20 protein-coding genes and 2 pseudogenes are annotated in these 24,461 nt (G+C 70.6%); 9 read left to right on the forward strand and 13 right to left on the reverse strand.

Annotation, left to right across the window (positions count from 1 at the left end; all coding sequences use genetic code 11):
- The 3 genes and pseudogenes from ACWCP0_RS20725 (at position 1) to ACWCP0_RS20735 (ending at position 3,190) form a co-directional block, all read left to right on the forward strand.
- Positions 1–1,269, forward strand: a complete 1,269-nt coding sequence (locus ACWCP0_RS20725) for an alpha-L-fucosidase (protein WP_451080261.1) — start codon at positions 1–3, stop codon at positions 1,267–1,269.
- Positions 1,270–1,654: 385 nt separating this feature from the next.
- Positions 1,655–2,305: pseudogene (locus ACWCP0_RS20730) on the forward strand (ISL3 family transposase); the annotation flags it as partial.
- A gap of 93 nt (positions 2,306–2,398) precedes the next feature.
- Positions 2,399–3,190, forward strand: a complete 792-nt coding sequence (locus ACWCP0_RS20735; protein ID WP_383862662.1) for a class I SAM-dependent methyltransferase — start codon at positions 2,399–2,401, stop codon at positions 3,188–3,190.
- 190 nt (positions 3,191–3,380) lie between these two features.
- Here ACWCP0_RS20735 and ACWCP0_RS20740 read toward each other — a convergent pair whose 3' ends face one another.
- From ACWCP0_RS20740 to iolC, 8 genes and pseudogenes are all read right to left on the reverse strand, one after another.
- Positions 3,381–3,869, reverse strand: coding sequence for a hypothetical protein (locus ACWCP0_RS20740; protein WP_451080262.1), 489 nt, complete (start codon positions 3,867–3,869; stop codon positions 3,381–3,383).
- 280 nt (positions 3,870–4,149) lie between these two features.
- Positions 4,150–4,305, reverse strand: a pseudogene (locus tag ACWCP0_RS20745) (chitinase); the annotation flags it as partial.
- 185 nt (positions 4,306–4,490) lie between these two features.
- On the reverse strand, positions 4,491–5,498 hold the full coding sequence (locus ACWCP0_RS20750; protein ID WP_451080263.1) for a Gfo/Idh/MocA family oxidoreductase: 1,008 nt from the start codon (positions 5,496–5,498) through the stop codon (positions 4,491–4,493).
- A 37-nt stretch (positions 5,499–5,535) separates the two neighbouring features.
- Complete coding sequence (locus tag ACWCP0_RS20755) at positions 5,536–6,477, reverse strand: TIM barrel protein (protein WP_451080264.1); 942 nt, start codon at positions 6,475–6,477, stop codon at positions 5,536–5,538.
- A gap of 61 nt (positions 6,478–6,538) precedes the next feature.
- On the reverse strand, positions 6,539–8,392 hold the full coding sequence (gene iolD / locus ACWCP0_RS20760) for a 3D-(3,5/4)-trihydroxycyclohexane-1,2-dione acylhydrolase (decyclizing) (protein ID WP_451080265.1): 1,854 nt from the start codon (positions 8,390–8,392) through the stop codon (positions 6,539–6,541).
- 16 nt (positions 8,393–8,408) lie between these two features.
- Positions 8,409–9,266 carry a 5-deoxy-glucuronate isomerase gene (gene iolB / locus ACWCP0_RS20765; protein ID WP_451080266.1) on the reverse strand — a complete coding sequence of 286 codons (858 nt, stop codon included), beginning with the start codon at positions 9,264–9,266 and terminating at the stop codon, positions 8,409–8,411.
- Positions 9,263–10,144 (reverse strand): Cgl0159 family (beta/alpha)8-fold protein, encoded by an 882-nt coding sequence (locus tag ACWCP0_RS20770; protein ID WP_451080267.1) that lies wholly within the window; start codon positions 10,142–10,144, stop codon positions 9,263–9,265. Before ACWCP0_RS20770 ends, iolB begins: the two co-directional genes overlap by 4 nt.
- Entirely contained in the window at positions 10,138–11,082 is a 945-nt protein-coding gene (gene iolC, locus ACWCP0_RS20775) for a 5-dehydro-2-deoxygluconokinase (RefSeq protein WP_451080268.1), read from the reverse strand. Before iolC ends, ACWCP0_RS20770 begins: the two co-directional genes overlap by 7 nt.
- 220 nt (positions 11,083–11,302) lie before the next feature.
- Here iolC and ACWCP0_RS20780 point away from each other — a divergent pair, with 220 nt between their 5' ends.
- Positions 11,303–12,289 (forward strand): LacI family DNA-binding transcriptional regulator, encoded by a 987-nt coding sequence (locus ACWCP0_RS20780; protein ID WP_451080304.1) that lies wholly within the window; start codon positions 11,303–11,305, stop codon positions 12,287–12,289.
- Positions 12,290–12,940: 651 nt separating this feature from the next.
- Here the strand turns inward: ACWCP0_RS20780 and ACWCP0_RS20785 are convergent.
- Positions 12,941–13,354 carry an arsenate reductase ArsC gene (locus ACWCP0_RS20785; RefSeq protein ID WP_451080269.1) on the reverse strand — a complete coding sequence of 138 codons (414 nt, stop codon included), beginning with the start codon at positions 13,352–13,354 and terminating at the stop codon, positions 12,941–12,943.
- Positions 13,355–13,461: 107 nt separating this feature from the next.
- Between ACWCP0_RS20785 and ACWCP0_RS20790 the strand changes: the two genes are divergently transcribed.
- Entirely contained in the window at positions 13,462–13,776 is a 315-nt protein-coding gene (locus ACWCP0_RS20790; protein ID WP_451080270.1) for an ArsR/SmtB family transcription factor, read from the forward strand.
- A gap of 58 nt (positions 13,777–13,834) precedes the next feature.
- Positions 13,835–14,635 carry an aquaporin gene (locus ACWCP0_RS20795; protein ID WP_451080271.1) on the forward strand — a complete coding sequence of 267 codons (801 nt, stop codon included), beginning with the start codon at positions 13,835–13,837 and terminating at the stop codon, positions 14,633–14,635.
- Positions 14,636–14,812: 177 nt separating this feature from the next.
- Here the strand turns inward: ACWCP0_RS20795 and pstS are convergent, their stop codons facing one another.
- Positions 14,813–15,907: a phosphate ABC transporter substrate-binding protein PstS gene (pstS, locus tag ACWCP0_RS20800; RefSeq protein WP_451080272.1), complete on the reverse strand. Its 1,095-nt coding sequence runs from the start codon at positions 15,905–15,907 to the stop codon at positions 14,813–14,815.
- A gap of 412 nt (positions 15,908–16,319) precedes the next feature.
- Positions 16,320–16,700, reverse strand: a complete 381-nt coding sequence (locus ACWCP0_RS20805; RefSeq protein ID WP_451080273.1) for an ArsR/SmtB family transcription factor — start codon at positions 16,698–16,700, stop codon at positions 16,320–16,322.
- 148 nt (positions 16,701–16,848) lie between these two features.
- Here ACWCP0_RS20805 and ACWCP0_RS20810 point away from each other — a divergent pair, with 148 nt between their 5' ends.
- Positions 16,849–18,213: an NAD(P)-binding domain-containing protein gene (locus tag ACWCP0_RS20810; RefSeq protein ID WP_451080274.1), complete on the forward strand. Its 1,365-nt coding sequence runs from the start codon at positions 16,849–16,851 to the stop codon at positions 18,211–18,213.
- Between the two features lie 352 nt (positions 18,214–18,565).
- On the opposite strand, the gene ACWCP0_RS20815 is transcribed toward ACWCP0_RS20810, so the two are convergent.
- Together ACWCP0_RS20815 and ACWCP0_RS20820 are read right to left on the reverse strand one after the other, a co-directional pair.
- Complete coding sequence (locus ACWCP0_RS20815) at positions 18,566–20,515, reverse strand: serine/threonine-protein kinase (protein ID WP_451080275.1); 1,950 nt, start codon at positions 20,513–20,515, stop codon at positions 18,566–18,568.
- 600 nt (positions 20,516–21,115) lie between these two features.
- The gene (locus ACWCP0_RS20820; RefSeq protein ID WP_451080276.1) at positions 21,116–22,051 is read right to left on the reverse strand and encodes a class I SAM-dependent methyltransferase; all 936 of its coding nucleotides are present in this window, start codon (positions 22,049–22,051) and stop codon (positions 21,116–21,118) included.
- Between the two features lie 340 nt (positions 22,052–22,391).
- Between ACWCP0_RS20820 and ACWCP0_RS20825 the strand changes: the two genes are divergently transcribed.
- Together ACWCP0_RS20825 and ACWCP0_RS20830 are read left to right on the forward strand one after the other, a co-directional pair.
- The gene (locus tag ACWCP0_RS20825; protein ID WP_451080277.1) at positions 22,392–22,559 is read left to right on the forward strand and encodes a toxin-antitoxin system YwqK family antitoxin; all 168 of its coding nucleotides are present in this window, start codon (positions 22,392–22,394) and stop codon (positions 22,557–22,559) included.
- Positions 22,560–23,170: 611 nt separating this feature from the next.
- Positions 23,171–24,064 (forward strand): S1 family peptidase, encoded by an 894-nt coding sequence (locus ACWCP0_RS20830; RefSeq protein ID WP_451080278.1) that lies wholly within the window; start codon positions 23,171–23,173, stop codon positions 24,062–24,064.
- The last annotated feature ends 397 nt before the right edge of the window (positions 24,065–24,461 follow it).

Consider the following 24,461-nt stretch of genomic DNA (forward strand, 5'->3'; position numbering starts at 1 on the left):
ATGACCATGCAGCCCTGGTTCCCCGACGCCAAGTTCGGCATCTTCATCCACTGGGGCATCTACGCCGTCGACGGCGTCCAGGAGTCCTGGTCGTTCTTCGAGGGCGACGTGCCCCACGAGCAGTACATGGCACAGCTCGGCGGCTTCACCGCGAAGCACTACGACCCGCGGGCGTGGGCGGACCTCTTCGCCCGGGCCGGCGCCCGCTACGCGGTGCTGACCTCGCGCCACCACGACGGCGTCTCCCTCTGGGACACCGCCGAGGGCGACCTGAACGTCGTCCGGCACACCCCGGCCGGCCGCGACCTGATCGGCCCGTACGCGGACGCGATCCGGGAGAGGGGGCTGAAGGTCGGCCTCTACTACGCGCACAACGACTGGAACCATCCCGACTACGCCTCCACCCGCTACGAGGGCCGGCCGCCCGAGCAGGAGAACAACCCCTACGCCGAGGTGCCGAAGGAAGAGGAGGACCTGGCGGCCTGGGCACGCTATCTCGCCTACCGCGACGGGCAGGTGCGCGAGCTCGTCACCCGCTTCCGGCCCGACCTGCTGTGGTTCGACGGCGAATGGGAGCGCACCGAGGAGCAGTGGCGGATCCGCGAGCTGGCCGAGCTGATCCGGTCCGAGGTCCCGCGGTGCGTACTCAACGCGCGGATGCTGAGCGAGGGCGACTACGCCACCCCCGAGCAGGGGGTGCCGATCGAGCCGCCGGCCGGGCCGTGGGAGCTGTGCCTGACCTTCAACGACTCGTGGGGCTACCGGCACCACGACCACCACTACAAGTCGACGGCCCAGTTGATCCGGTACTTCGCGGAGACCATCGGCGGTGGCGGGAACCTCCTGTTGTCCGTGGGGCCGAAGGAGGACGGCACCATCCCGGCGGAACAGGTCGAGCGGCTGGAGGGCATGGGCGCCTGGATCTCCCGGCACGCCGATGCCGTCCACGGCACCTCCCGGGGCCTGCCCGCGGGCCACCACTACGGTCCCAGCACCCTGTCCGCCGACCGCCGCACCCTCTATCTGACGGTGTTCGACATCCCCCGCGGCCCCATCGGCGTACGGGGTCTGCGCACTCCGGTCCGCCGGGTCAGGGTGCTCGGCACCGGCACCGAACTCGGCCACCAGGTCATCGGCGGTCTCCACGAGGTCCCCGGCGTGCTGTGGATCGACGCTCCTGCGGCCGCGGATCTCGATGAGCACGCGACCGTGCTCGCCGTCGAACTGGACGGGGAGCTGGACCTGTACCGGGGCGCCGGACGCTTCTGACGGTCCCGCCACGCCGCACGCCGCCTCCTCACCACTTCACCTGACGGAGGGCGCGGGACCGTCCATGCGACGTGCACCTCCCTGACGATCCCGGAGCCATGACCCTGTGCACCTCGGCCGTGCGACGGCGACCCGTGGATCGACATCCGGTTCCCCACCGACCCGGTGTTCATGGACGTGACGGCCCGGCTCGAAACGCCGTGACATCCGCAGCCCGAAGTGCCCGAGGAGGACCGTCCCTTGAAGGCACTGGTCTGGATCCGCTGCCGCCGTCCCTGCGCGCGGTGTTCGGGCAGGGGCCTGCCCTGTCCGGCCGAGCGGGACCTGCTTGCCGTGGACGGGGCGGGCGAGGTCCGCGTAGGCGGCTTCCCGCGACCACGCCTGGCGCGACGCGGTCCAGTACGTCGCGATCGACATGTGCACGATCTTCAAGTCGGCGATCCGCCGGGTCCTGCCGCAGGCCACCCTGGTCGTGGACCACTTCCACCTGGTGCAGCTGGCGAACCAGACCCTCACCGAGGTCCGCCGCCGGGTCACCGTGACCCACCGCGGCCGGCGCGGCCGCAAGGGCAACCGCGAGTGGGAACTGCGTAACCGGCTCACCCGCTCCGCCGCCCGGATGCGCGGCGAGCACGTCGACGCTCTCCTCGACGAGCTGTCCAACCTGCCCAGGGTGATCGGCGCGCCGATCACCGTCGCGTCGAACGCCAAGGAAGACCTCCTGGACCTGCTTGCCACCGCCCGGACCCGCCCCGACCGGGAACAGGTCCGCGATCTGCTGTACCGGTTCTACCGCCGATGCGCCGACGCCGACCTTCCCGAACTGCAGCGCCTAGCCACAACCGTCGAGACATGGTGGCCAGAGATCCTTGCGTTCCTGCACACCGGGATCACCAACGCCGGCTCCGAAGGCACCAACCGGGTCATCAAGACAATCGCCCGCGACGCCTACGGCTTCCGCAACCCCGGCAACCAGCGCTTACGCACCCGCTGCGCGACCGCCCGTCGAGCCCGTGGACACCTCGATGCCCGCTAATTTCGTTGAGCCCGCACCCTGCAATCGTGTTGGCTAGCGGCACCGAACTGTCAGTACCGCAGGTGTCCGCTTGGCTGTAGCAGGGAGTTAAACGTGCAGGACATTGTTGTCGACCCCGTTGCCCACAATCGGGCAGCCTGGGACAAGTATGTCCAAGAGGGCAACGAGTGGTCGAGGCCGGTGAGTGCTGAGGATGTCGAGCGCGCCCGCATGGGCGACTGGTCGATTGTTCTCATCGGGCGTGAGCCAGTCGACCGCTCCTGGCTGCCGACGGACCTGACCGGCAAGGACGTGTTGTGCCTGGCCTCCGGCGGTGGCCAGCAGGGTCCGATCCTCGCCGCCGCAGGGGCGCGGGTCACCGTATTCGACAACTCACCCCGCCAGCTCGGCCAGGACCAGATGGTGGCGGCGCGCGACGGACTCGAGCTGCGCACCGTCCTAGGCGACATGCGCGACCTCAGCGCCTTCGGCGACGCAACATTCGACGTCGTATTCCATCCGGTCTCTAACCTATTCGTACCAGACTTGGCACCGGTGTGGCGTGAGTGCTTCCGCATCCTGCGACCGGGCGGAACTCTACTCGTGGGCTTCCTCAACCCTGATGTGTACTTGTTCGACCACGAGGCGCTCGACGAGCGCGGCGAGCTGATCGTCGTGCACAAACTGCCCTACAGCGATGTCACGCAGTACTCCGCCGAGGAACGCGCCACGAAGTTCGGCGCGGATGCCCCTCTTGAATACAGCCACACCCTCACCGACCAGATCGGCGGGCAACTCGCCGCGGGGTTCGTCCTCACCGGCTTCGCGGAAGCGCCGCACCAATCCAACGCATCCGCTCAATACATGTCGAACTATTTTGCGACGCTGGCGGTCAAGCCGGGCTGACCCAGCCGTGGGGCCGGCCGAGACGGCCGTGTCTCCGAATGGCCAAGTGGAGCGCTGTGCCAGCCCGACCCCCCTCATGGGGCGGCATCACGACCGTACGGAGGGGGCGCAGTCTCCGTCCATGCGGTCACGCAAATGTTCGCGTTGTCGCATAAAGAGGGCCGCCTCCGGAGGTCCGAACCAACAGCGATCAGAAAGCGAACGGCAACGCGAACAGCACAACCCGATCGCTCTCGACCTCGAATCCAAGTACGGGATGGCTGCCGTCGCCACCCTCGGCATCCATCAGCACCTGCTTCGCCAACCGCCGTCCGATCGCGGTGAGGAACCCGCAGAACAAGTCGAGGCGCTCCTGCCCCTGGAGTTCCCGCAGGTCGACATCAAAGTCGATCTCGTCCGCCGAGTAGAAGCGGAAGATCGCCAGCGCATCCTCAGCGAGCCAGACCCGCAGCTGCGGGCAATCAGCTTCAGCCGGGCGTGACAGCACTGTCTCCGCTCGAGGCACCGGGAGCACCGATTCCCCCTCGGAGTACTGGTGCTTCCATCCGCGCTCATCAATAAGGTCGAGGACAGCCTGCCAGTCCTCGACCGAGGCCCCAGGAACGAGCACGTCCGGCAGCGCGCCCATCAGATCGGGGTCGAAGAACCCTCTGACTTCATCCCACAGCAGGTCAGCCACTCCCCCATCCTGCACGGCGGCCCTTCCACACGGGTACCGGGTTTCCTATGCCCGGCTCCAGGTACACCCCTCGTTCCGTCCGGCCTCTCACAGCACCCCGGAAACCCCAGCTCAGAGGACGTACAGACCCACCCAGCAAGTCAGCACCAAGTCAGCACAGGGGCAGGAAGGAGGCTGATTCAGCCGGAGAAGACAGAAAGGGGCCAGACTCGAAGATCTGGCCCCTGACCTGGGGTTTCTCGCCCTGACCAGCCGCTTCAGGCGATCAAGGAATCAGGCACTACACGTTGAAGCGGAACGTCCAGTTCTTCGACCCGTCCCAGTTGACTGACCAGGTCATCAGGCCCTTCAGGGCACCGTTGCGGTGCCGCCAGGCCTGGGCCACCAGGGCAGGCGACCTATGGCCGCCGGCCGGCAGCTGGGCGGTCAGGGCCGGCGCCAGGGCGGCGCCGAACAGGCGCACCGTACGGCGGATCGCAGAGTTCATGGCACGCTCACCTTCGGGGCTGTGGGGGAGTGCCTGAAGGTTGGTGACGCGCGCCCATCACCGTAGAATGGTCCAGACCTATGGGTCAATAGGTCTGGACCATAACGGTGTTCAGAGGCGCACCCGCACTCCCCTCACGCGTAGAACGACGGCTTCTCCACCATCTCCACCTGCACGACCGCCCCCGTGCGCTGTGCCCGGACCGTCGCCGACGCCACCGCCGTGGCCGCGTAGCCGTCCCAGGCGGAGGGGCCGGTGGCCGTTCCGGCGGTGACGGAGTCCACCCAGGCCTGGATCTCCGTGTCGAACGCGGCCGAGAAGCGGTCGTCCCACTCCTGGTCGATCGCCGTGCCGATACGGGCGCTGCCGCGCAGTTGGACACGTGCCGGGTCGGGAAGGCGGATCAGGCCCGCCTCACCCACCGTCTCGCACTGGATGTCGTAGCCGTACTGGCAGTTGACGAACACCTCCAGGTCGATCCGCACCCCGCCGGCCGTCTCGAAGAGGAAGAACTGCGGGTCCTTCAGGTGCGGATGGCGCCTGCTGGTGGAGCGGGGCAGCACCACCTGTGTGGAGACGATCTCGTCGGACAGCAGCCAGCGAGCGGCGTCGATCTCGTGCACACCGGAGTCCAGGACGGCCATGTCCGTGGTGTAGGCCTCCGGGACCGCCCGGTTGCGGTGGGCGCAGTGCATCATCAGCGGGTGGCCGATGCCGCCGTCGTCGATGATGCGCTTCAGCTCCCGGTAACCCGCGTCGTAGCGGCGCATGAAGCCGACCTGCACCAGCCGCCGGCCGTGGGCCTGTTCGGCGGCCATGATGCGCAGGCAGTCCTCCGTGGTGGTGGCCAGCGGCTTCTCGCAGAACACCGGCTTGCCGGCGGCGATGGCGCCCAGCACGTGCTCCGCGTGGGTCGGGCCCCAGGAGGTGACCATGACGGCATCCACGTCATCGGCGCCGGTCAGCTCGGCGCCGTCGGCGGCGATACGCGCGCCGCCGGCCTCCGAGGCGGACTTCTCCGCGAGGGCGGTGTCGATATCGGTGACGACGCCGATCTCTGCGCCGCTGATGGTCCGGGTGATGCGTTCGATGTGCTCCCGGCCGATGGCGCCGGTGCCGATGACTCCGATACGTATCGTCATGCGGGGCGTGTCCTCCTTGTCCGGCTGATGGTCGAGGTCAGTGCACGGGGCGGCGAATGCCGCTCAGACCCACGCCGTTGAGGTACTCGCGAGTCCGCACCGCGATGGGCAGCGGCACCTCGGGCGCACAGGGGTAGAGGTCCTGCTCCACGATCACGAACAGCTCGGCCTCCAGCCCGGAGAGCGCCTCCACGATGTCCGCGGGGTTCGGCACACCCGCCGGCGGCTCGACGCAGACACCGCGCTTGACCGCCTCGCCGAAGGACAGGTCCTCAGCCGCGACCTGGGCCAGAATCGCCGGGTCCATCTGCTTGATGTGGACGTAGCCGATGCGCTCGCCGAAGCGGCGGATCAGGTCCACGTTGTCGCCGCCGCCGTAGGCGACATGGCCGGTGTCGAGGCACAGGTTGGCGTAGCGGGAGTCGGTGGCGTTCAGGAAGCGCTCGATCTCCGGCTGGGTCTGGACGTGGCTGTCCGCGTGCGGGTGGACGACCAGGCGCACGTCGTACTCGTCGAGCAGGATCCGGCCGAGACGGTTCGCGGCCTGCCCCACCGCGGCCCACTGCGCGGCGTCCAGCTCCGGCGGCTCGGTGAAGGCACCGGTCTTCTCGTCCCGGTACAGCGGCGGGATGAACACCAGGTGGTGCGCCCCGGCGGCGGCGGTCAGCGCGGCCACGCGTCGGGTGTGGGCGAGCATGTCGTCCCACTGCTCGGGCCGGTGCAGGGCGCCGAAGACGGTGCCGCCGGAGACCTTCAGACCGCGCGCGGTGAGCTCGTCGGCCAGGCGCTCCGGCTCGACCGGCAGATAGCCGTACGGGCCGAGCTCCAGCCAGCGGTAGCCGGCCTCGGCCAGCTCGTCGAGGAAGTGGGTGTACGGCACCTGCCGGTCGTCCTCGGCGAACCACACTCCCCAGGAGTCGGGCGCGGAGCCGAGGCAGAGGTTGCCGGCGGTCAGACGGGCGGCGGGGGTGGTCGTCATGGTGTGCGGCCTCTCGGGCTCAGGGGGTTGTCACGGCTCTCGGTGCGGTCGGTGCGGTGGTTCACAGATACGGCCGCTGGGCCCGCTTGGCGGTCTCGTACGACGCGTGCGCCTGCCGGGTGGAGTCGAGCTCCGCGACCTCGGCCACGGGCACGTCCCACCAGGCGGAGCTCGGCGGGCCGGGGCTGAGGTGGTCGGTGGTGACGTGCACGACGGTCGTCCGGTCGGCCTTCGCCTCCGCGAGGGCGCTGCGGAACTCCTCCACCGTGGCGGCTCGAAGCACCCGCGCGCCCAGGCTCGCCGCGTTGGCCGCCAGATCCACCGGCAGCGTTCCGCCGTCCAGGAGCCCGGACTTCTCGTCGCGGTAGCGGTAGCGGGTGCCGAAGCGCTGTGAGCCGAGGGAATCCGACAGCGCCCCGATCGAGGCGAAGCCGCCGTTGTCGACCAGCACCACCGTCAGCTTCAGTCCCTCGGAGACGGCGGTGACCAGCTCCTGGCACATCATCAGATACGAGCCGTCGCCGACCAGGACCACCACCTCGCGGTCGGGCGCGGCCAGCTTCGCCCCGACCCCGGCGGCGATCTCGTAACCCATGCAGGAGTAGGCGTACTCGACGTGGTATGCCTTCGGATCGCGGGCCCGCCACAGCGCCTGCAGATCGCCGGGCATCGAGCCGGCCGCGTTGATCACCACGTCCCGGTCGTCGAGCAGTTCGTTCAACGCGCCCAGCACCTCGGTCTGGGCGGGTAGCGGGCCGTGGTTCAGCCGGTAGGCGCGGTCGGTGGCCTGCCGCCAGTCCGCGGCCAGTTCCCGTACACGCGCCTGGTACGCCTCGCCGGTCCGCCACTGCGACAGCTCGCGGGTCAGGGCCTCCAACCCCGCCCGGGCGTCGGCGACCAGGGGCTCGGCGGAGTGCTTCACGGCGTCCAGCCGCGCCACGTTGAGGTTGATGAACCGCACCTGCGGATCGGCGAAGACCGTCCGGCTCGCGGTGGTGAAGTCGCTGTAGCGGGTGCCGATGCCGAGCACCACATCCGCCTCGGCAGCGAGGGCGTTGGCGGCGCTGGAGCCGGTGGCGCCGAGCCCGCCCACCGCGCATTCATGGTCCCAGGGGATCGCGCCCTTCCCGGCGTGCGTGTCGGCCACCGCAATGCCCGTCGCCGATGCGAACTCCCGCAGCTGCGGCCATGCCTCGGCGTACACCGCACCACCGCCGGCGACGATCAGCGGCCGTCGCGCCTGGCGGAGCAGCACCACCGCGCGCTCCAGCGCGTCGGGCTCGGGCAGCGGCCGGCCGACGTGCCAGACCCGGCGGCGGAAGAACTCCTCCGGCCAGTCGAATGCCTCCGCCTGCACGTCCTGCGGCAGGCACAACGTCACCGCCCCCGTCTCCACCGGGTCGGTGAGCACCCGCATCGCCGCGAGGGCAGCGGGGATCAGCTGCTCGGGGCGCTCGATCCGGTCGAAGTACTTGGACACGGCCCGCAGTGCGTCGTTCACCGATACGTCGCCCTGCCGGGGATCCTCCAGCTGCTGCAGCACCGGGTCGGCGACGCGGGTGGCGAAGGTGTCGCCGGGCAGCAGCAGGACGGGGAGCCGATTGGTGGTGGCCAGGGCGGCGCCGGTGACCATGTTGGTGGCGCCGGGGCCCACGGAGGAAGTGCAGGCGTAGGTCGCCAGGCGGTTGTTCATCTTGGCGTAGGCGGCGGCCGTGTGCACCATGGCCTGCTCGTTGCGGGCCAGGAAGTACGGCAGCTCGTCGGGGTACTGCAGGAGCGCCTGCCCGATACCGGCCACGTTGCCGTGGCCGAAGATCCCCCAGACGCCGTCGATCAGCCGCCGCTCGTGGCCGTCGCGCTCGCTGTACTGGTTCGCCAGGAAACGCACCAGCGCCTGGCCGGTGGTCAGTCTCATCGCGGCCCTCCAAAGGTCATCGCGCCCCTCCGAAGGGCAGCCGGGGATCGGTGGGCTGGTCGTCCCAGGTGGTGCGGATCCAGCCGTGCGCCGGGTCGTCGCAGATCAGCCAGGCGCGTTCGGGGCCAGGCCCCGCCATCACGTTGAGGTAGTACAGGTCGTAGCCGGGCACGGCCATGGACGGCCCGTGCCAGCCGTGCGGAATCAGCACCGAGTCGCCGCTGCGGACCTCCTCCAGGACGTCGATGGGGCGCTCGGGGGTGCCGTACACCCGTTGATAGGCCATGCCCCCGTCCGCCACCTCGAAGTAGTAGATCTCCTCGAGCTCGCTCTCCTCGCCCGGCCGCGCCTCGTCGTGCTTGTGCGGTGGATACGACGACCAGTTGCCTCCCGGCGTCAGCACCTCGCACACCAGCAGCCGGTCGGCGTCGAAGGTCTGCGGCAGGCAGTAGTTGTGCACCTGCCTGCTGCAGCTGCCTGCCCCGCGCAGCTCCACGGGCACCTCCTCCGCGGGTCCGTAACGCACCGGGAGGCGCCGCTCGCAGCGGGCGGACGGGAGTGCGAAACGGCCGCCGCTGCGGCTGGTCACGCGGGCCTCGCAGTCGCGGGGCAGGTAGAGGAAGTCGGTGGGTGCGCCGAACACGCCGTCGCGGCCCTTCAGTTCGTACGACGTGCCGTCGACGGTCACGGTGCAGCCGCCTGACAGGGGCAGCACCAGATGCTCCGCGTCGCCGGTGCCGAGGACGTGCTCCTGGCCCGGGGCCAGTTCAAGGATCCGCAGGCCCGAGTGGCCCCAGCCCGCCGACTCCGGTGTGATCACCGTCCGGTACGGCCCGGAGGCCGCCGTATCCGCTCGCAGATGTCTCTTGGTCACAGCAGTCCCACCGCCCTGTCCACCGCCCCCGCCACATCGCCGTCCGCCGGATACAGCAGCGAACGGCCCACGACCAGCCCCTGCACCCCGGGCAGCCGCAGCGCCCGCCGCCACTTGGTGAGCGCCTCCCGCTCCGCGGCCGCGTCGCCCGGATCGCCGCCGAGCAGCAGCACCGGCAGCGTGGTCGCTGCCAGGACCCGCTCCATGTCGTCGACCACCGGCAGCTTCAGCCACGTGTAGGCGCTGCGCCGGCCGAGTCCGGAGGCGACGGCCACCGAGCGGACGACCGCGTCGGGCGACAGGTCGTTGCGCACCCTGCCGTCCTCCCAGCGGGACAGGAACGGCTCCACCATGGCCAGCAGCCGCCGCTCGGCCAGCTCGTCGACCGCCCGGGCCGAATTCTGCAGGACGCCGGCGGTGGCCGGATCGTCGAGGGCGATGCGGGTGAGCATCTTGCCGCCGTCGAAGCGGAGCTCGGCGATGGTGTGCGCGTCGTAGCCGGTGAACCGGTCGTCGATCTCGAACACCGAACCGGCCAGCCCGCCCCGGTTCATCGACCCGACCACGCACTTGCCGTCCAGCACGCCGAGCAGCAGCAGGTCCTCCAGGATGTCGGCGGTGCCCAGCACCCCCGTCACCCCGGGCCGCTCCAGCGCGATGCACAGCCGCCGCAGCAGCTCGGCGCGGTCCGCCATCGCCAGCTTGTCGCCGCCCACCGCCGTCGCCCCGCGGGCCGGATGGTCGGCGGCGATGATCATCGCCCGTCCGGTGTCGCCCAGCGGCGACTTGGCACGTGTCCGGGCCGCGGCCGCAGCGGCCACCGCCTCCGGATCGCGCACCCGCAGCGAGGTCAGCTCCTGGATCCGCTCCGTCACCATGTGCCGGCCGCCTTCAGCCGCTCGGCCACCTCGGCCTCGGTGGGCATGGCGTCCGAGCAGGCCAGCTGTCCGGCCACATGGGCGCCGGCCGCATTGGCGAACGCGATGATACGGTCCAGTTCCCAGCCCGCCAGCAGGCCGTGCACCAGCGCGCCGCCGAACGCGTCGCCCGCGCCGAGGCCGTTGACCACCTCCACCGGCACCGGCGGCCGCTCCACCGCGGTGCCGTCCTGGTGCACGGCCAGCACACCGCGCGGGCCCTGCTTGACGACGGCCAGCTCCACGCCCGCGGCCAGCAGCGCTTGGGCCGCGGCATGCGGGTCGCGCTCGCCGGTGGCGACCTCGCATTCGTCGATGTTGCCGACGGCGACGGTCGCGTGCGCCAGGGCCTCCTCGTACCAGGTCCGGGCCGGAGTGCTCCAGAACATCGGGCGCCAGTCCAGGTCGAAGACCGTGTGCGCCTTCCGCCCGCGCGCCCGCAGGGCCGCCAGCGTGGCGGCTCGGCTCGGCTCCTCGCACAGCCCGGTGCCGGTCATCCAGAACACCGTTGCCGAGCGGACCGCGTCCAGGTCCAGCTCCTCGGGCGTGATGTCCAGATCCGGCGCCTTGGGGAAGCGGTAGAAGTACAACGGGAAGTGGTCCGGAGGGAAGATCTCGCAGAACGTCACCGGCGTCGGCAGCCCCGGGGAGACGCCCACATGGGCGGTGTCCACGCCGTAGCCCGTCAGCGCCGTGCGGATGAACGTGCCGAAGGGGTCGGCCCCCGTCTTCGTGACGACAGCGGCGGTGCGCCCGTAGCGGGCCGCCGCCACCGCGACGTTCGTCGGGCTGCCGCCGAGGTATTTGGCGAACGAGGTGACCTCCGCCAGACCCACACCGCTCTGCAGCGGGTAGATGTCCACGCCGCCCCGCCCCATCGTCAGCACATCCAGTGCCATGAATCCCTCCTGTCGCGCTCTACTAGAGCGCGCTAGATGCGAGTACGATGATCCCGTCGCGCCGGGATGTCAAGAGCGCGGGCGGCGGCCGGACGGGGGAGCACGCTTCCGCGCGGCCCCGCGGGTGAGCAGCCGCGAAGGAGCGCGTCGGCAGGACGGCGGGAGAGCGCGACAGGACAGGAGCGGAGCGTTGGCAGGAACCGACCAGAAGCGACCCACCATGGCGGACGTGGCCGCCCGGGCGGGCGTGTCGCGCGCCCTGGTCTCCCTGGTCTTCCGCAACCAGCCGGGCGCCAGCGAGCAGACCCGGCAGCGCGTCCTGAGGGCGGCCGACGAGCTGGGCTACCAGCCGGACAGCGCCGCCAGGCTGCTGGCCCGCGGCCGCAGCCGCACCATCGGCGTACTGCTGACCCTGCACCACCCCTTCCACGCCGACCTGGTCGAGGCGATCTATCCGGAGGCGGAGCGACTGGAGTACGACGTGCTGCTGTCGGCCCGCGCCCCCGGGCGCGACGAGCGCAGGGCGGCCGAGGCGCTGCTCAGCCACCGCTGCGAGGCGCTGATCCTGCTCGGGCCCGAATCGGACGCCGCCTACCTCGGCGAACTGGCGCGGCGCAGCTCCTCCCTGGTCGTGGTGGGCGCCGATGCGCCGGGCGGCGGCGCGGACAGCGTCCGTACGGCGGAGGGCAAGGGCGTACGCCAGGTCATCGACCACTTCGTCACCCTCGGCCACCGCCGTATCGCCCACATCGACGGCGGCCGGGGCGCCGGTTCCGCGGAGCGCCGCCGCGCCTACCGCGCCGCGATGCGCCGGCACGGCCTGGCGGACGAGATCCGGGTCATCCCCGGCGCGCACACCGAGGAAGCGGGCATCGCAGCCGGGCGGCTGCTGGCCAAGGAGGACGCCCGCCCCACCGCGGTCCTCGCGGCCAACGACCGCTGCGCCGTCGGCCTGCTGCACAGCCTTGCCGGGGCGGGGCTGGAGGTGCCGGGGGACATCTCGGTCGCGGGCTTCGACGACAGCCACCTCTCCCATCTGTCGCACATCGACCTGACCACGGTCCGCCAGGACGCCGCGGCCCAGGCCGCGCACGCGGTGCGCTTCGCGGTGGAGCGGCTGGAGGACGCGGAGCATGACGCGCGCGAACTGGTGCTGGAACCACGGCTGGTGGTGCGCGGGACGACGGGACCGCCGCCGGGGGCGTGAGGGACATCCTCCCGTCGGACGGCCAGGCCCGCGCCGGCCCACGGAGGCGGCCGGCCGGCGCGGGCGAAGCGGAATGCCTGCCGGTGGACCGGTGGATCGGGCCGGCAGGCGTCGCCGGTGCCCAGGCGCCGATGTACGCATGCGGCCCATGCATGCCGGACGCTCGACCAGCGGTTTCGGTATTCCCTCCCCCTCAACGGCGAACCGGCCCGCACAGCCGGCCGATTGAGGGAGGACCGTGCCTTGCACGTCGGACGGGGTCCAACCGTGTCCCGCTCGCCGGCGTGGCTGAGTGGACGGGGCACAAGTCCATCTACGTCACGTTCAGGACCCGACGTACCGGCACCTGGTGCCCGGCGCGATTCGGCAGGCCGTCAGGCTTCTGGACGCAGGCCCGGCGGGACTGGATGAACAGGCCTGGTTCGGCGAGGTGAAGGGCTGCGCAGGGCGCCCACGACCCGCTCCGGAACTCGCGCCCGTGGCGCTGAAAGCAACGGGACGCGCGCTGACCTTGGGGAGATGTCGAACGGAAGCGGTTCGGGTTCGACCGCCCATGAGGGCGTGGCCGCCGGGGAGGCGTGCGTACGGGACCTGACCCGAACCCTCAACGGCAGGGGATGACGATGACCTCGGGTACGTCCGTACCGGCGCTCAGGTCGTCTTCTCCGGGGCGATCTCCTCGATCAGCCCCTCGACGAGCGCCTTGATCTCGTCCCGGATCGGTCGTACGGCCTCGACGCCCTGGCCGGCCGGGTCGTCCAGCGCCCAGTCCAGGTAGCGCTTGCCGGGAAAGACCGGGCAGGTGTCGCCGCAGCCCATGGTGATGCACACGTCCGACTCCTTGACCGCGTCCACGGTCAGGATCTTCGGTGTCTCGGCGGAGATGTCGATGCCGACCTCACGCATGGCCTCGACGGCCGCCGGGTTGACCTGCTCGGCGGGGGCGGAACCTGCGGAGCGGACCTCGACGCGGTCCCCGGCCAGGTGGGTCAGCCACGCGGCGGCCATCTGGGAACGGCCGGCGTTGTGGACACAGACGAACAGAACGGAGGGCTTCTCGGCCATCGGAGGTCTCTCTTGTCTCGTGGAGAAGGTCGCACGACGAGCAGGCGCGCGCCCATGGCGTCAACGCCTGGTGGTGTCAGTCACCGCTGATGTGAGAGTATCAGTCCATGATGACGTCAGTCGACACTGAACTGATCCGCGTACTGGCCGACCCGCTCAGGCTCCAGATCGTCACGCTCCTCGCCCGCGAGACCCTGTGCACCACACACCTCGTGGAGGAGACCGGTGCCAAGCAGACGAATCTCTCCAACCACTTGAGGGTGCTCCGCGAGGCGGGCGTCGTCGAGACCGAGCCGTGCGGTCGTTTCACCTACTACAGGCTGCGGCCGGACGTCATCGAAGGGCTGGCCGGATCCTTCACCGATCTCGCCGCCACCGCCCGCTCCACCGCCGAAGCCGACCTCAAGCGCGCCTGCCCCTGAAACCGCTGCTGAACCGAGCCCCGTCCCCCGCGTCACCCCGCCTTACCGAGGAGACCTGTTGAGCACTGCCGAGGCCACCCCTGAGGCCACCCCCGAGGCCGGTGCGGAGTCCGGCACGCCGTCCGCAGGGCAGCAGCCCGCCCCGGGCGGGACGCCGCCCGGCGCACCCCTGGCCGGCCGGGCCGCTGCCGAACTGGTCGGCACCGCCGCCCTGGTCGCGGTCGTGGTGGGCTCCGGCATCCAGGCCACCCGGTTGACCCAGGACGTCGGCCTGCAGCTGCTGGCCAACTCGATCGCCACGGTCTTCGGGCTCGGCGTCCTGATCGCCCTGCTCGGCCCGGTCTCCGGCGCGCACTTCAACCCCGCGGTCACCTGCGCCGAGTGGTGGACCGCCCGCCGCGGCGGCGTGGGAGTCACCCTTCGCGAGACCGCCGTCTACGTCCCCGCTCAGGTGGTCGGCGCCATCGCGGGCGCCGTGCTGGCGGACGCGATGTTCGGCGAGCCGCTGGTGAAGTGGTCCACACACGACCGTTCCGCAGGCAACCTGCTGCTCGGCGAGGTCGTCGCCACCGCCGGCCTGATCCTGCTGATCTTCGGTCTCGCCCGCACCGACCGTCTCCGCTTCGCACCGGTCGCGGTCGCCTCGTACATCGGCGCCGCCTACTGGTTCACCTCCTCGACCTCCTTCGCCAACCCGGCGGTGAGCATCGGCCGGGCCTTCACCGACACCTTCGCGGGGATAGCCCCGGGCTCGCTGCCCGGCTTCATCGCGGCCCAGCTTCTGGGGGCTGTCGTCGGACTGGCGCTGGTGGCAGTCATCTTCATGCGGGACAAGACCGGCCCTGAGCGCGAGGCATGACCCACACGACTCGAGTGGTGGCGGTGGTGTTGGTCGGCGGCGGTCAGGCTGGACTCACCGCCGACTGCCGTCTTCGCCGTCCCGGGCCGTTTCCGAGCCGCGAAGCCGACACGGGAGGCGGCGCGTGAGCGGAGTCATCGGCTTGACAGGCACCTGGTCACGTCCGTTCTCTCCGTCTCAGTACAGCGTGTCGATGACCTGCCGCACCTGAACGGCCACCTTGTCGGGCAGCGGTGCGTAGTGCATGCCCGGAAGGACCTTCTGCCCCTCCTCGCTGGCCGTGTAAGCGAGGAAGGACTTCAATGCGGGAAGCATCTCGGGCTGGTTGCCCCCGTCGCAGACGACCTCGTAGGTGACCAGGACGATCGGGTAGGCGCCCTCGGCCTTCGTCGCGTAGTTGAACTTCAGCGTCAGGTCGTCGTCCTTGCCGACCACTTCGGCGCTGGCGATACCGGCCGACGCCGTTTCAGGGCTGGCCTCCACCGGCTGCGAGGCCCCAGTGTCGATCTTGACGGTGGGGATCTTCAGGCCGGCGGCGAAGGAGAGCTCGAAATAGCCGATCGCTCCCTCGCTGTTGCGCACACTGGTTGCCACCCCGTCGGAGCCGGCGGCCGAATGGCCGCCCTTGCCCTGCCAGTCCTTCTCCTTCGGGTACGGCCATTCCTCTGAGGCTGCACCGGAGAGATAGGCGTTGAGGTTCTGAGTCGTACCGGAGTCGTCGGACCGGTGGACCGCCTGAATCGCCAGCTCGGGGAGGTTCACGTCCGGGTTCAGTTTGCGGATCGCGGGATCGGCCCAGTTGGTGATCTCGGAATCGAAGATCTTCGCAAGCGTCTCGGCGTCGAGGACGAGGTTGTCCACGCCGCGGAGGTTGTAGCCGATGGCGATGGGACCGCCGACCATCGGCAGGTCGATCGCTCGCCCGCCCGGGCAGACGTTTTTCGACCGTTCGACGTCCTGGGGCTTCAGAGCGCTGTCGGTGCCGCTGAAAACTGTTGCCTGCCGCAAGAATTGGGCCACCCCGGCGCCAGAACCCACCGGGTTGTAAGCGATCTGTACCCCGGGGCAAGCCCGCTGGTACTCCTTGATCCAGTGCTCCATCGCGTTCTTCTGTGCCGTCGAACCGGAGCCGGGCAACTTGCCGTCCTCGGCGCAGGCGATCCGAGCCGGGGACGGCAGGGCGTCGGCACGATCATCCCCGTCCTGGGAGTCGCGGGACTGACCGATCGCGATGATCGCTGCGCCGGTCACCGCGAACGCGGTCGCGGCCACCGCCGCCCCGACGGGAAGGAAACGTCTGCGGCCCTTGCGCCGATGCTGCACTCTGCTCTCCCGGTCTTCTGCGCGGCATGCAAAGGCGCATGCCGAGGCGTCGGCCCGTGAGGCATGGCGGCACCTCCTCGCCAGACATATAGATGATCAGCGATATTCCGGATACAGGGGCGAAGTCTGTGCGAACAGTTGGTGTCGTATCACCGTCCTTGTGGTGGCGATTGCGGGCCAGGACGCGAGACGCCGTGGGAGGAACGGCCCGGGTGGATCGACGAACCCCGCTCAGTGGGGAGTGCGCGCAAGTGTTCCCCTCTTGCGGTCGGCAGGCGCAGCCCGAACTGGCCGGCCCGACGATCGGGACGGATCCCGGATCCCGGACCCTGAGTGCGGAGCGGGTGCGGTGAGGGTGGCGTCAGGTGCTGTAGTGACGCAGCATCTGGCCCATCGCGGCCGGGACGGAAGGCTCGACGCGGTAGTACACCCAGGTGCCCCGCCGCTCCGACGTGAGCAGACCCGCCTCCTTCAGCTTCTTCAGGTGGTGGGACACGGTGGGCTGGGAGACGCCGACATCGGAGATGTCGCAGACGCACGCCTCGCCGCCCTCGTGCGCGGCGACGAGAGAGAACAGGCGCAGCCTGACCGGGTCGCCCAGCGCCTTGAACATCGCGGCTGTGCGCACGGCCTCCTCCGCCGTCAGAGGGCGTTCGGCCAGCGGCGGGCAGCAGGGCGTACCGGCCTCGGGGGCCTCCGGGGCCTCGGGCTCCAGCAGCGGCAACGCCTCGATATTCGACATACATCTATGTTGACACACGTCGATTCAAGCTCGCGGTGCGGTGCGCCAGGAGATTGATTCGATGTGTGTCTATGTTGACGGCCGTCGAAGCAGCTGCCATGCTGTCGGCGCATGCCATCGACAGACATCGAAACAACGAGGAGTCGTCGTGACCACGCCCGCCACCACCGAACTGCCCGTCGTCGTCATCGGAGCCGGCCCCATCGGCCTTGCCGCCGCTGCCCACCTGATCGACCGCGGCCTCGAACCTCTGGTCCTGGAGGCCGGACCGGTCGCCGGCAGTGCTGTGCGCGAGTGGTCGCACGTCCGGCTGTTCTCCACCTGGGCGGAGCTGGTGGACCCGGGCGCCGAAAAGCTGCTCGCCCCCACGGGATGGGCCAGACCCGACGGAGCGGCGTACCCGACCGGCGGTGACTGGGCGGAGCGCTATCTCCAGCCGCTGGCCGACGTTCTCGGTGAACGCGTCCGCTACGGCACCAAGGCAACCGGCATTGCCCGCGCCGGCCGCGACCGCGTCGTCGACTCCGGCCGCGACGAGCAGCCGTTCACCGTCCACATCCTCGGTGCGGACGGACGCGAAGACCGGATCACCGCCCGGGCAGTGATCGACGCGTCCGGCACCTGGACCACTCCGAGCCCGCTCGGCGGGGACGGCCTGCCCGCGCTCGGCGAGAAGGCCGCGGCCGACCGGATCTCGTATCGCGTCCCGGACCTGCGCGAGGCGGCGGTACGGGCACGGTACGCGGGGAAGCGCACCGCCGTCGTCGGCTCCGGAGCCTCCGCCTTCACCGCGCTGGCCACTCTCGCCGACCTCGCGAAGGACGAGCCCGGCACGCATGCGGTGTGGATTCTGCGCCGCGGTATCAACGGCAGCACCTACGGCGGCGGCGAAGCCGACCAGCTCCCGGCGCGCGGAGCTCTCGGCCTCGCGGCAAAGGCGGCGGTCGACGCCGGGCATGCAAGCGCGGTCACAGGATTCCGGACCGAGAGCGTCGAACGCGACGGGGACGGGCGCCTGGTACTGGTCGCGGAGGACGGCCGCCGCAGCGACCCGGTCGACGAGGCCATCGTTCTGACCGGGTTCCGCCCCGACCTGTCGTACCTGTCCGAGGTCCGCCTCGGCCTGGACGAGCGCCTCCAGGCGCCGGTCGGGCTGGCCCCGCTGATCGACCCCAATGTCCACTCGTGCGGCACCGTCTACCCGCACGGCGTGACCGAGCTGTCCCACCCGGAGAAGGACATCCATCTCGTCGGTATGAAGTCCTACGGCCGTGCCCCGACCTTCCTGGCCATGACGGGCTACGAGCAGGTCCGCTCCGTTGCCGCCGCGCTGGCAGGTGACCAGGAGGCCGCCGAGCGCGTGGAGTTGACCCTTCCCGAGACAGGCGTATGCGGCGGCGCGGGCCTGTTCGACGAGCCCGAAGCCGGCCCGGCCGGTGAAGGCGGCTGCTGCGCCACCCCGGCCACTCTCCGGATCGGCGTTGGTGTCCCCGTCACTTCCGGTGGCTGCTGACCTGACCACTGCGACGAACGTCGACGCCCGCGTCGACGTCCGCGCAGACGCCCGCGAGGCCACGGTCGATACCGGGGACGGTCGCGGCCTCGCGCCGTACGCCGCGTGCTGTGCCTGCCCAGTCTGGCCGTCATCCTCGCGGCCCGCACCCTCCCAACGGCACATGTTCGCGCCTTGTGAGCACGGTCCGGGCGTCAGGGTCGGCCGCGCCCGTCTGCGACACAAAGTCGATCTCCTGTTCCGACGATTCCCACCTCAGCAGCCCTTGCGGCGCCGGAGAGGCGGCATGGGGCTGCCACGCTGCAGCGGCGCGGTTGTCGACCGGAGTTTCGTCGGGGTCGGGTGGAAGCGGTCAGCCGCCCACCGGGTCCACCGCGTTGCGCCAGAGCTTGACGTCCACCGTGATGTGGTCCGTCGTGTCCGGCGAGGGGGCCGTGCCACGGAAGGTGATGAGGCCCACGTGACCGGTTCCGCCGGTCAGGCACAGCCGGTCGCCGACAGCGAGGTCTCTCACCCAGACGTACTTCTCGCTTCCGGTCTGTGCGAGGCACGAATCCAGCGTCCCCGGGGCGCGGGGCGCCAGTCGGGTCAGCTGACTTTGGCTGGTGGAGCCGGAGGCCACGACGGCACCGGAGGAGTACACGGCGTACGTGAAGTCCTCGGTGCTGGTGCCCGTGTCGGCCTTGGACCGTACGGGGCGATCGTCCAGGTACAGGTCGTGCTCGGCCGTCATGCGAATGCCGGGGTAGGTGACGGCGGTCGGCTGAGGGGCGGCCGTCGCGGTCGGCTTGTGGGAAGCAGCCGGCGCCTGGGGCGCGGCCGGTTCGCCGGAGGCGGGAGGCGTGGTGCGGGCCGGGGATGAGGAAGGAGACTCCTTCTCCTTCGGCTTGAGCTCCTTCGACGGCGATGCGGACGGCTGACCGGAACCGGTCGGGTGCTGCTCCGCCGCAGGGCTCGAGGACTGTCCCGCCTGTCCATTCGCGCCATCCGCCCGCTCGCCGGGCCGCAGGACGCCGGACAGGAGCAGGGCCCCGGTCACCGTGGCCGCGGTCAGGACGACCGACCCGCCCACGACCACCCCCCACCGCTTGGTACGGCGCCGAGGCGCGGGTTCCCCATGGGCGGGACCGGTCGGCGCGGAGTACAGCGCGCCGCCTGCGCCCACGCCCGTACCGGGGGCACCAGGAGCGGCCGCACCGGGTGCGGCCGGGCCGGGAACGGCCGGTCCTGCGAACCCGCCGCCGGGGGATCCGGCGGCGCCCGGCGCCGCGGCACCGGGGATGGACGGTGGACCGAACTCGCCGCCGGATACGCCCGGCCAGAGGGACGCGCCTTCCTGATGCGAGGGGCTCTGCCGGGGGATGCGCAGGGCCATCGTGTCCGCCCGGGACGGCTTCGGCTGCGGCTGCGGTTGCAGCTCGCGTACCGCGTGCTGGGCGAGTTGCCCCGCCACCGACGCCGGCAGCCAGCTCTCGGAGCGCCGCAGACCCCCCTCCGGGTCGGCGGCGGCGCACAGACGTATGACGTCGGCCGCAGTCAACCGCCGCGCCGGATCCTTGTGCAGGCAGCCGACCACCAACTCGGCCAGGTAGCCGGGAAGTTCGCCGAGCTGCGGCTCCTCGTGCACGATCCGGTAAAGCACCCCGTGCGAGGGCCCGTCGCCGAAGGCGCCCGCGCCGGTTGCGGCAAAGGCGGTGATCTGGCCGAGCGCGAACACATCCGCCGCGCCCGTGATCTCCCCGCCGAGTGCCTGCTCGGGCGCCATGAAGGCAGGTGTCCCGATGGCGGAACCACTCTGAGTGAGGGCGGTGGCGTCCACGGCGCGCGCCACCCCGAAGTCGATGACGCGGGGCCCGTCGACAGCGAGCAGCACGTTCGACGGTTTGAGGTCGCGGTGCACGATCCCGGCACGGTGGATGTCCTGGAGCGCCTCGGCCACACCCGCTGTCAGCAGCAGCACCGTCTCCTTGGGCAGGGGCCCGTGCTCCTTGACGGCCTCCGCGAGGGAAGGACCGGGAACGTACGCCGTGGCGAGCCAGGGCATGGGCCCCTCGGTGTCGCTGTCGAGCACCGGCGCGGTGCACACGCCGTGGACGCGGCGGGCGTTGGCGACTTCCTGGCGGAAGCGGCTGCGGAAGTCGGTGTCGTCGGCGAGTTCGGGGCGGATCACCTTCACGGCGACAGGCCGTCCGCCGGGCGTGTGCGAGAGATAGACGCGCCCCATCCCCCCGGCTCCGAGCCGCGCCACCAAGCGGTACTCCCCGACGGTGCGCGGATCGTCGTCCTGAAGCGGCTGGAACATCCCCGCACCCGTTTGCATGTTCTGGACCCCCGTAGCGCTCTGCTGCCTGTCGCACAACCGGTCCGAACACTATCGGTGCTCATCTGACTGCGGTGACCGAGGGCAGCCGGACCCGCGGCCGGACGCCCGGGCATCCCGTTTGCCGGCATGCCGTCGCTGCACGTCCTGTTCGCGTCCCGGCTGCCGTTCCTGTGGCCGTCGGCCGAGGCCACCGGAAAGAACGCCACGCGCCCTGGAATCCCGGCGGCGAATCCCGGCGGCGTGTCGGCGGCGTCGGTCGCGGTTCTCCTCCGTCTCGTCCGGCAACGCCTGGCGTCCACGCCGCACCACTTTTTCAGCCCGTGGAAGCGCCCGCGCATGGGGCCGGGACCCCGCATCGGGTCCCGGGTCGCTGTCGTCAGGCGTCCCCGTACGCCTGCATGATCGGGGCCGTGAGGGCCGCGGGGCCGTGCCCGGCGGCCCTCACGCCACGGGGCGTACCTGATAGCGGTCCGACCGCCAGGCAGCGGCGGTGAGCCGAGGCGCCGCATCCCCTCGTCGGGGGCGCAGTTCGGAAGGGCGCCGTCGCCGGAGACCCCGACTCGTGCACCCGTGCCCGGATCAGGTGGGTGTAGGGCGCCGCCATGAGCACCCCGAGCCCGAAGGTGAAGGCCGGCAGGTCCCGCACGGTGATCGTGCGGTATGCCGGAACCGCAGCGCTCCGCGCTCGCAGCGTCCGGCGCACGACAGGACGGCGCCGACCGGGGTCGGCGCCCGCGCCCGTCCCTGTTCTCGGACAAGGGTCAGCACAGCCACGTCGTAGCGCTCGGTGACCGGCGCGGGCCCGGTGAGCGATTCGGCCCGGGCGGCCGCTGCCAGCCGCTGAAGGCCCTCGTGGAACTGGTCGCTGGTGAGGTGGGTGAACTTCGACTGCGGACGAGTGGCCATGCGGGCGTGGTACTCGCGCAGGCTGGTGGTGACCGGCTGGGCGAAGGACGTGACCTCCTGCACGGTGAAGCCGGCGGCAGCGAAGTCGCCGATCACCTCCTGCTCGCCCGGAAACCGTCGCTCGTCAACCGTCCGCAGGTGCGGCCAGTAGTCGTAGACCGCAGCGTCCAGCCTCTCTCTGAACGTGGTCCGGACGACCACCGCCCCGCCGGGGCGGAGTACACGGGCCAGTTCGCGGGCCGCCGTGGTCCGGTCCGGGATGTGGTGGATCACGCGGGACAGAAGGGCCAGGTCGAAGGCGTCCGTGGCGGCGGGTACGGCTTCTGCCGACCCGGACACGTAATGCACGGCGGGATGGGCATGGTGACGCCGGGCTTCGGCCAGCATCGGCTCGGAGGTGTCCACGGCGAGCACACTGGAGGCTTCGAGCCAGCGGGCCATCGCGGCGGAGAACATGCCGGTCCCTGCGCCGATCTCGACGATGGCGGGTGACGGGCGGCGCAGGTGGGAACCGATCAGCCCGACCCAGGCGCGGAGTGAGTCCTCCGGCATCTCGTTGCCGCGCTCGTAGGCGCCGGCCAGTCGCTCGTCGTCGTGGGCACGGGTCATGCGGACCGATCCTGCCGAAGCGGGAACGCCCGTACAAGACGGCAACCAGATCGCTTCGGGGCACACCGTCAGGTCGCTTCGGGGCACACGGTGGTACCCCTCGGCGGACAGGAGCAGCGAGCCAGGACGCTGGGACTGCACGCTCCTATGCTGCTCCCTTGGCCGAGGAACATTTCACGGACGGAAAACTGTCCGGTGAGGGCGACGCGACTATGCGGACGGCCGGCGGACCGGTCCGTGGACGTTCTACTTCCGAAACGGCCGGGTGAAGGCGAAGGGCGTCTGCAAAGACGGTGAGCTCGACGGCGAATGGGTGTGGTATCGCGAAGGAGGCGGCCTGTTGCAACAGGGTGCCTTCATGGACGGCCGGCAGCACGGGCTGTGGCGCCGTTGGCACGACAACGGCAACGTGCTGGACGAAGGGACGTACGAGCGGGGCAAGAAGGCCGGCGAGTGGGTGACCTACGGCAGGGACGGCAAGGAGTCCCAGCGGACACACCACCGCTGACCTCGTCAGGGCTGCACCGCAGAGGAGCAGCAGGACGACGGCATCCACTGAGGCGCCCTGATGCCGCCGCCGAGGGGCTGAGGTCAGTGGGGCGGCGCGAGGCCGGAGGAGCCGGAGGGGCCGGCGCGCACCCGGACCTCGCGGCTGCCGCCCATCAGCGAACCGGCGTACGACGGGCGGCCCGTGAGCCACGGGGGAGACGACCGGGGCAGTCGCCGAAGTGGACCGACCTCCTCCTCAAGGGGGTTGCCCGTTCACCCGGAAAAAATAATTGACGGAGGGGCTGAACCTCGCAGCCGGATTTCACGTCTGACGAATTGGCGAGAGGAATGCGCAGCCGATTGTTCAGTCCTGCACCACTCCTGTCCGCGTGAGAATCTTTGACGCGGCCGGGCAATTTCCCTTAACGTCTCCAACGCCCCTTCCTGCCAGGCAAGTTGGGCTTGGCGTATGCATGAACGCGTATGTATGTGCGCGTACGTGCAGGCGCACGTGAATGTGTACGTGCCTGCGTGCGCGTTGCGTGCTCCGGGCCCTTTCATGCCTGTCGGAGTGGATTCCCGCAGAAGTGGAGACAACCCCCCATGCAATTGTCCTTTTCCCGTCGTCGTGTGAGGCGGATAGCCGCCGCCGCTCTGGCGTCGAGCGCGGCCGTCACCATGGTCGCGGCGGCCGCCCCCGCGGCTCAGGCCGACGAGGAGCGGAGCTCGAGGCCGGGCGTGCGCATCATCGGCGGCACGGACGTGTCCAACGACGCGTACCCCTTCATGGCGGCCCTGCTCACCAAGGGCCCCGGTAACGCCCTCAAGCGCCAGTTCTGCGGTGGCAGCCTGATCAGCCAGGACGTCGTCATGACTGCCGCACACTGTGTCGTGGGCATGGAGGCGAAGGACCTACAGGTCGTCGTCGGCCGTACGGTGCTGTCCAACGCGCAGCATGGCCAGATCCGCAACGCCCGGCCGTCTCTGGGGGAGGGCGACCCCGGCGGCATCGTCGTGCACCCCCGCTACACCAAGGGCAACGAGGCCTACGACCTGGCGTTCGTCGAACTCGCCAGACGGGTCACGGGCGTTGCCCCCGTCAAGCTGCCCACCCCGGGCACGGACGCGCTGATCCGCCCCGGCGCGAAGGCCGTGGTGACCGGGTGGGGCAACACCGACACCGACATGCCCCACACCCCCGACCGGCTGCGCAAGGTCAAGGTGCCGTTGGTCTCGCACGACGAGTGCAAGGTCAGCTACAACAGCTACAACTCCAAGGTCAACATCTGCGCCGGAGTCGAGGGGAAGGACTCCTGCCAGGGCGACAGCGGCGGCCCGCTCTTCCGCGAAGTCCCCGGACGCCGGCAGCCCATCCAGATCGGCATCGTCTCCTACGGTGACGGCTGCGCCGCCCAGGGCGCCCCGGGCGTGTACACCTCCCTCAGCTCGTCGAAGCTGTGGAACACGCTGTCCGAGTCCTCCGAGGGCAAGCGCGTGAAGGAGAAGCTCGGCCGCGGCCGCTGACCCGACCGGCTTCCACGGATCGGAACTTCCGCTCCGCTCCGTGCGACGGCCTCGGCCACGTCACCGCACCTCGCTGCCGTGGCCGAGGCTCCGCAGGCGGAACCTGCTTCCAGCGCGACGCGGTGGCGACGCGGTGAGGATCTGGCCCTGACGTCGGCCCCCTCCGGGAGGGAGCCGTGCGACGTGCGGTGGCCCCGCAGCCGCGCGGACGAGAGCCCCGCCCCCTTCGTGCACGCTCGTCCAGCCACTGGGGCGCGGGGCCGCCGGGGCGGCGGGCCCCCGCGTTCGGCCTGCGCCGACCCCTCTCGATCTCCGACGGCTGCTGAGCCGCCGTGCAGTCGGCAGTCCCTGCCTCCCGTTCCGGCTGATCGTGCGGCGAATACAAGCTGCCATTCAG

Source organism: Streptomyces sp. NPDC001970 (assembly GCF_053594115.1).

What these genes read in the sequence shown, in the direction of transcription:
- ACWCP0_RS20725 (WP_451080261.1), top strand. Translation starts at nt 1, where the DNA reads ATGACCATGCAGCCCTGGTTCCCCGACGCCAAGTTCGGCATCTTCATC.
- ACWCP0_RS20750 (WP_451080263.1), bottom strand. Translation starts at nt 5,498, where the DNA reads ATGACGATACGTATCGGAGTCATCGGCACCGGCGCCATCGGCCGGGAG.
- ACWCP0_RS20755 (WP_451080264.1), bottom strand. Translation starts at nt 6,477, where the DNA reads ATGACGACCACCCCCGCCGCCCGTCTGACCGCCGGCAACCTCTGCCTC.
- iolD (WP_451080265.1), bottom strand. Translation starts at nt 8,392, where the DNA reads ATGAGACTGACCACCGGCCAGGCGCTGGTGCGTTTCCTGGCGAACCAG.
- ACWCP0_RS20770 (WP_451080267.1), bottom strand. Translation starts at nt 10,144, where the DNA reads ATGGTGACGGAGCGGATCCAGGAGCTGACCTCGCTGCGGGTGCGCGAT.
- iolC (WP_451080268.1), bottom strand. Translation starts at nt 11,082, where the DNA reads ATGGCACTGGATGTGCTGACGATGGGGCGGGGCGGCGTGGACATCTAC.
- ACWCP0_RS20780 (WP_451080304.1), top strand. Translation starts at nt 11,303, where the DNA reads ATGGCGGACGTGGCCGCCCGGGCGGGCGTGTCGCGCGCCCTGGTCTCC.
- ACWCP0_RS20785 (WP_451080269.1), bottom strand. Translation starts at nt 13,354, where the DNA reads ATGGCCGAGAAGCCCTCCGTTCTGTTCGTCTGTGTCCACAACGCCGGC.
- ACWCP0_RS20790 (WP_451080270.1), top strand. Translation starts at nt 13,462, where the DNA reads ATGATGACGTCAGTCGACACTGAACTGATCCGCGTACTGGCCGACCCG.
- ACWCP0_RS20805 (WP_451080273.1), bottom strand. Translation starts at nt 16,700, where the DNA reads ATGTCGAATATCGAGGCGTTGCCGCTGCTGGAGCCCGAGGCCCCGGAG.
- ACWCP0_RS20815 (WP_451080275.1), bottom strand. Translation starts at nt 20,515, where the DNA reads ATGTTCCAGCCGCTTCAGGACGACGATCCGCGCACCGTCGGGGAGTAC.
- ACWCP0_RS20820 (WP_451080276.1), bottom strand. Translation starts at nt 22,051, where the DNA reads ATGACCCGTGCCCACGACGACGAGCGACTGGCCGGCGCCTACGAGCGC.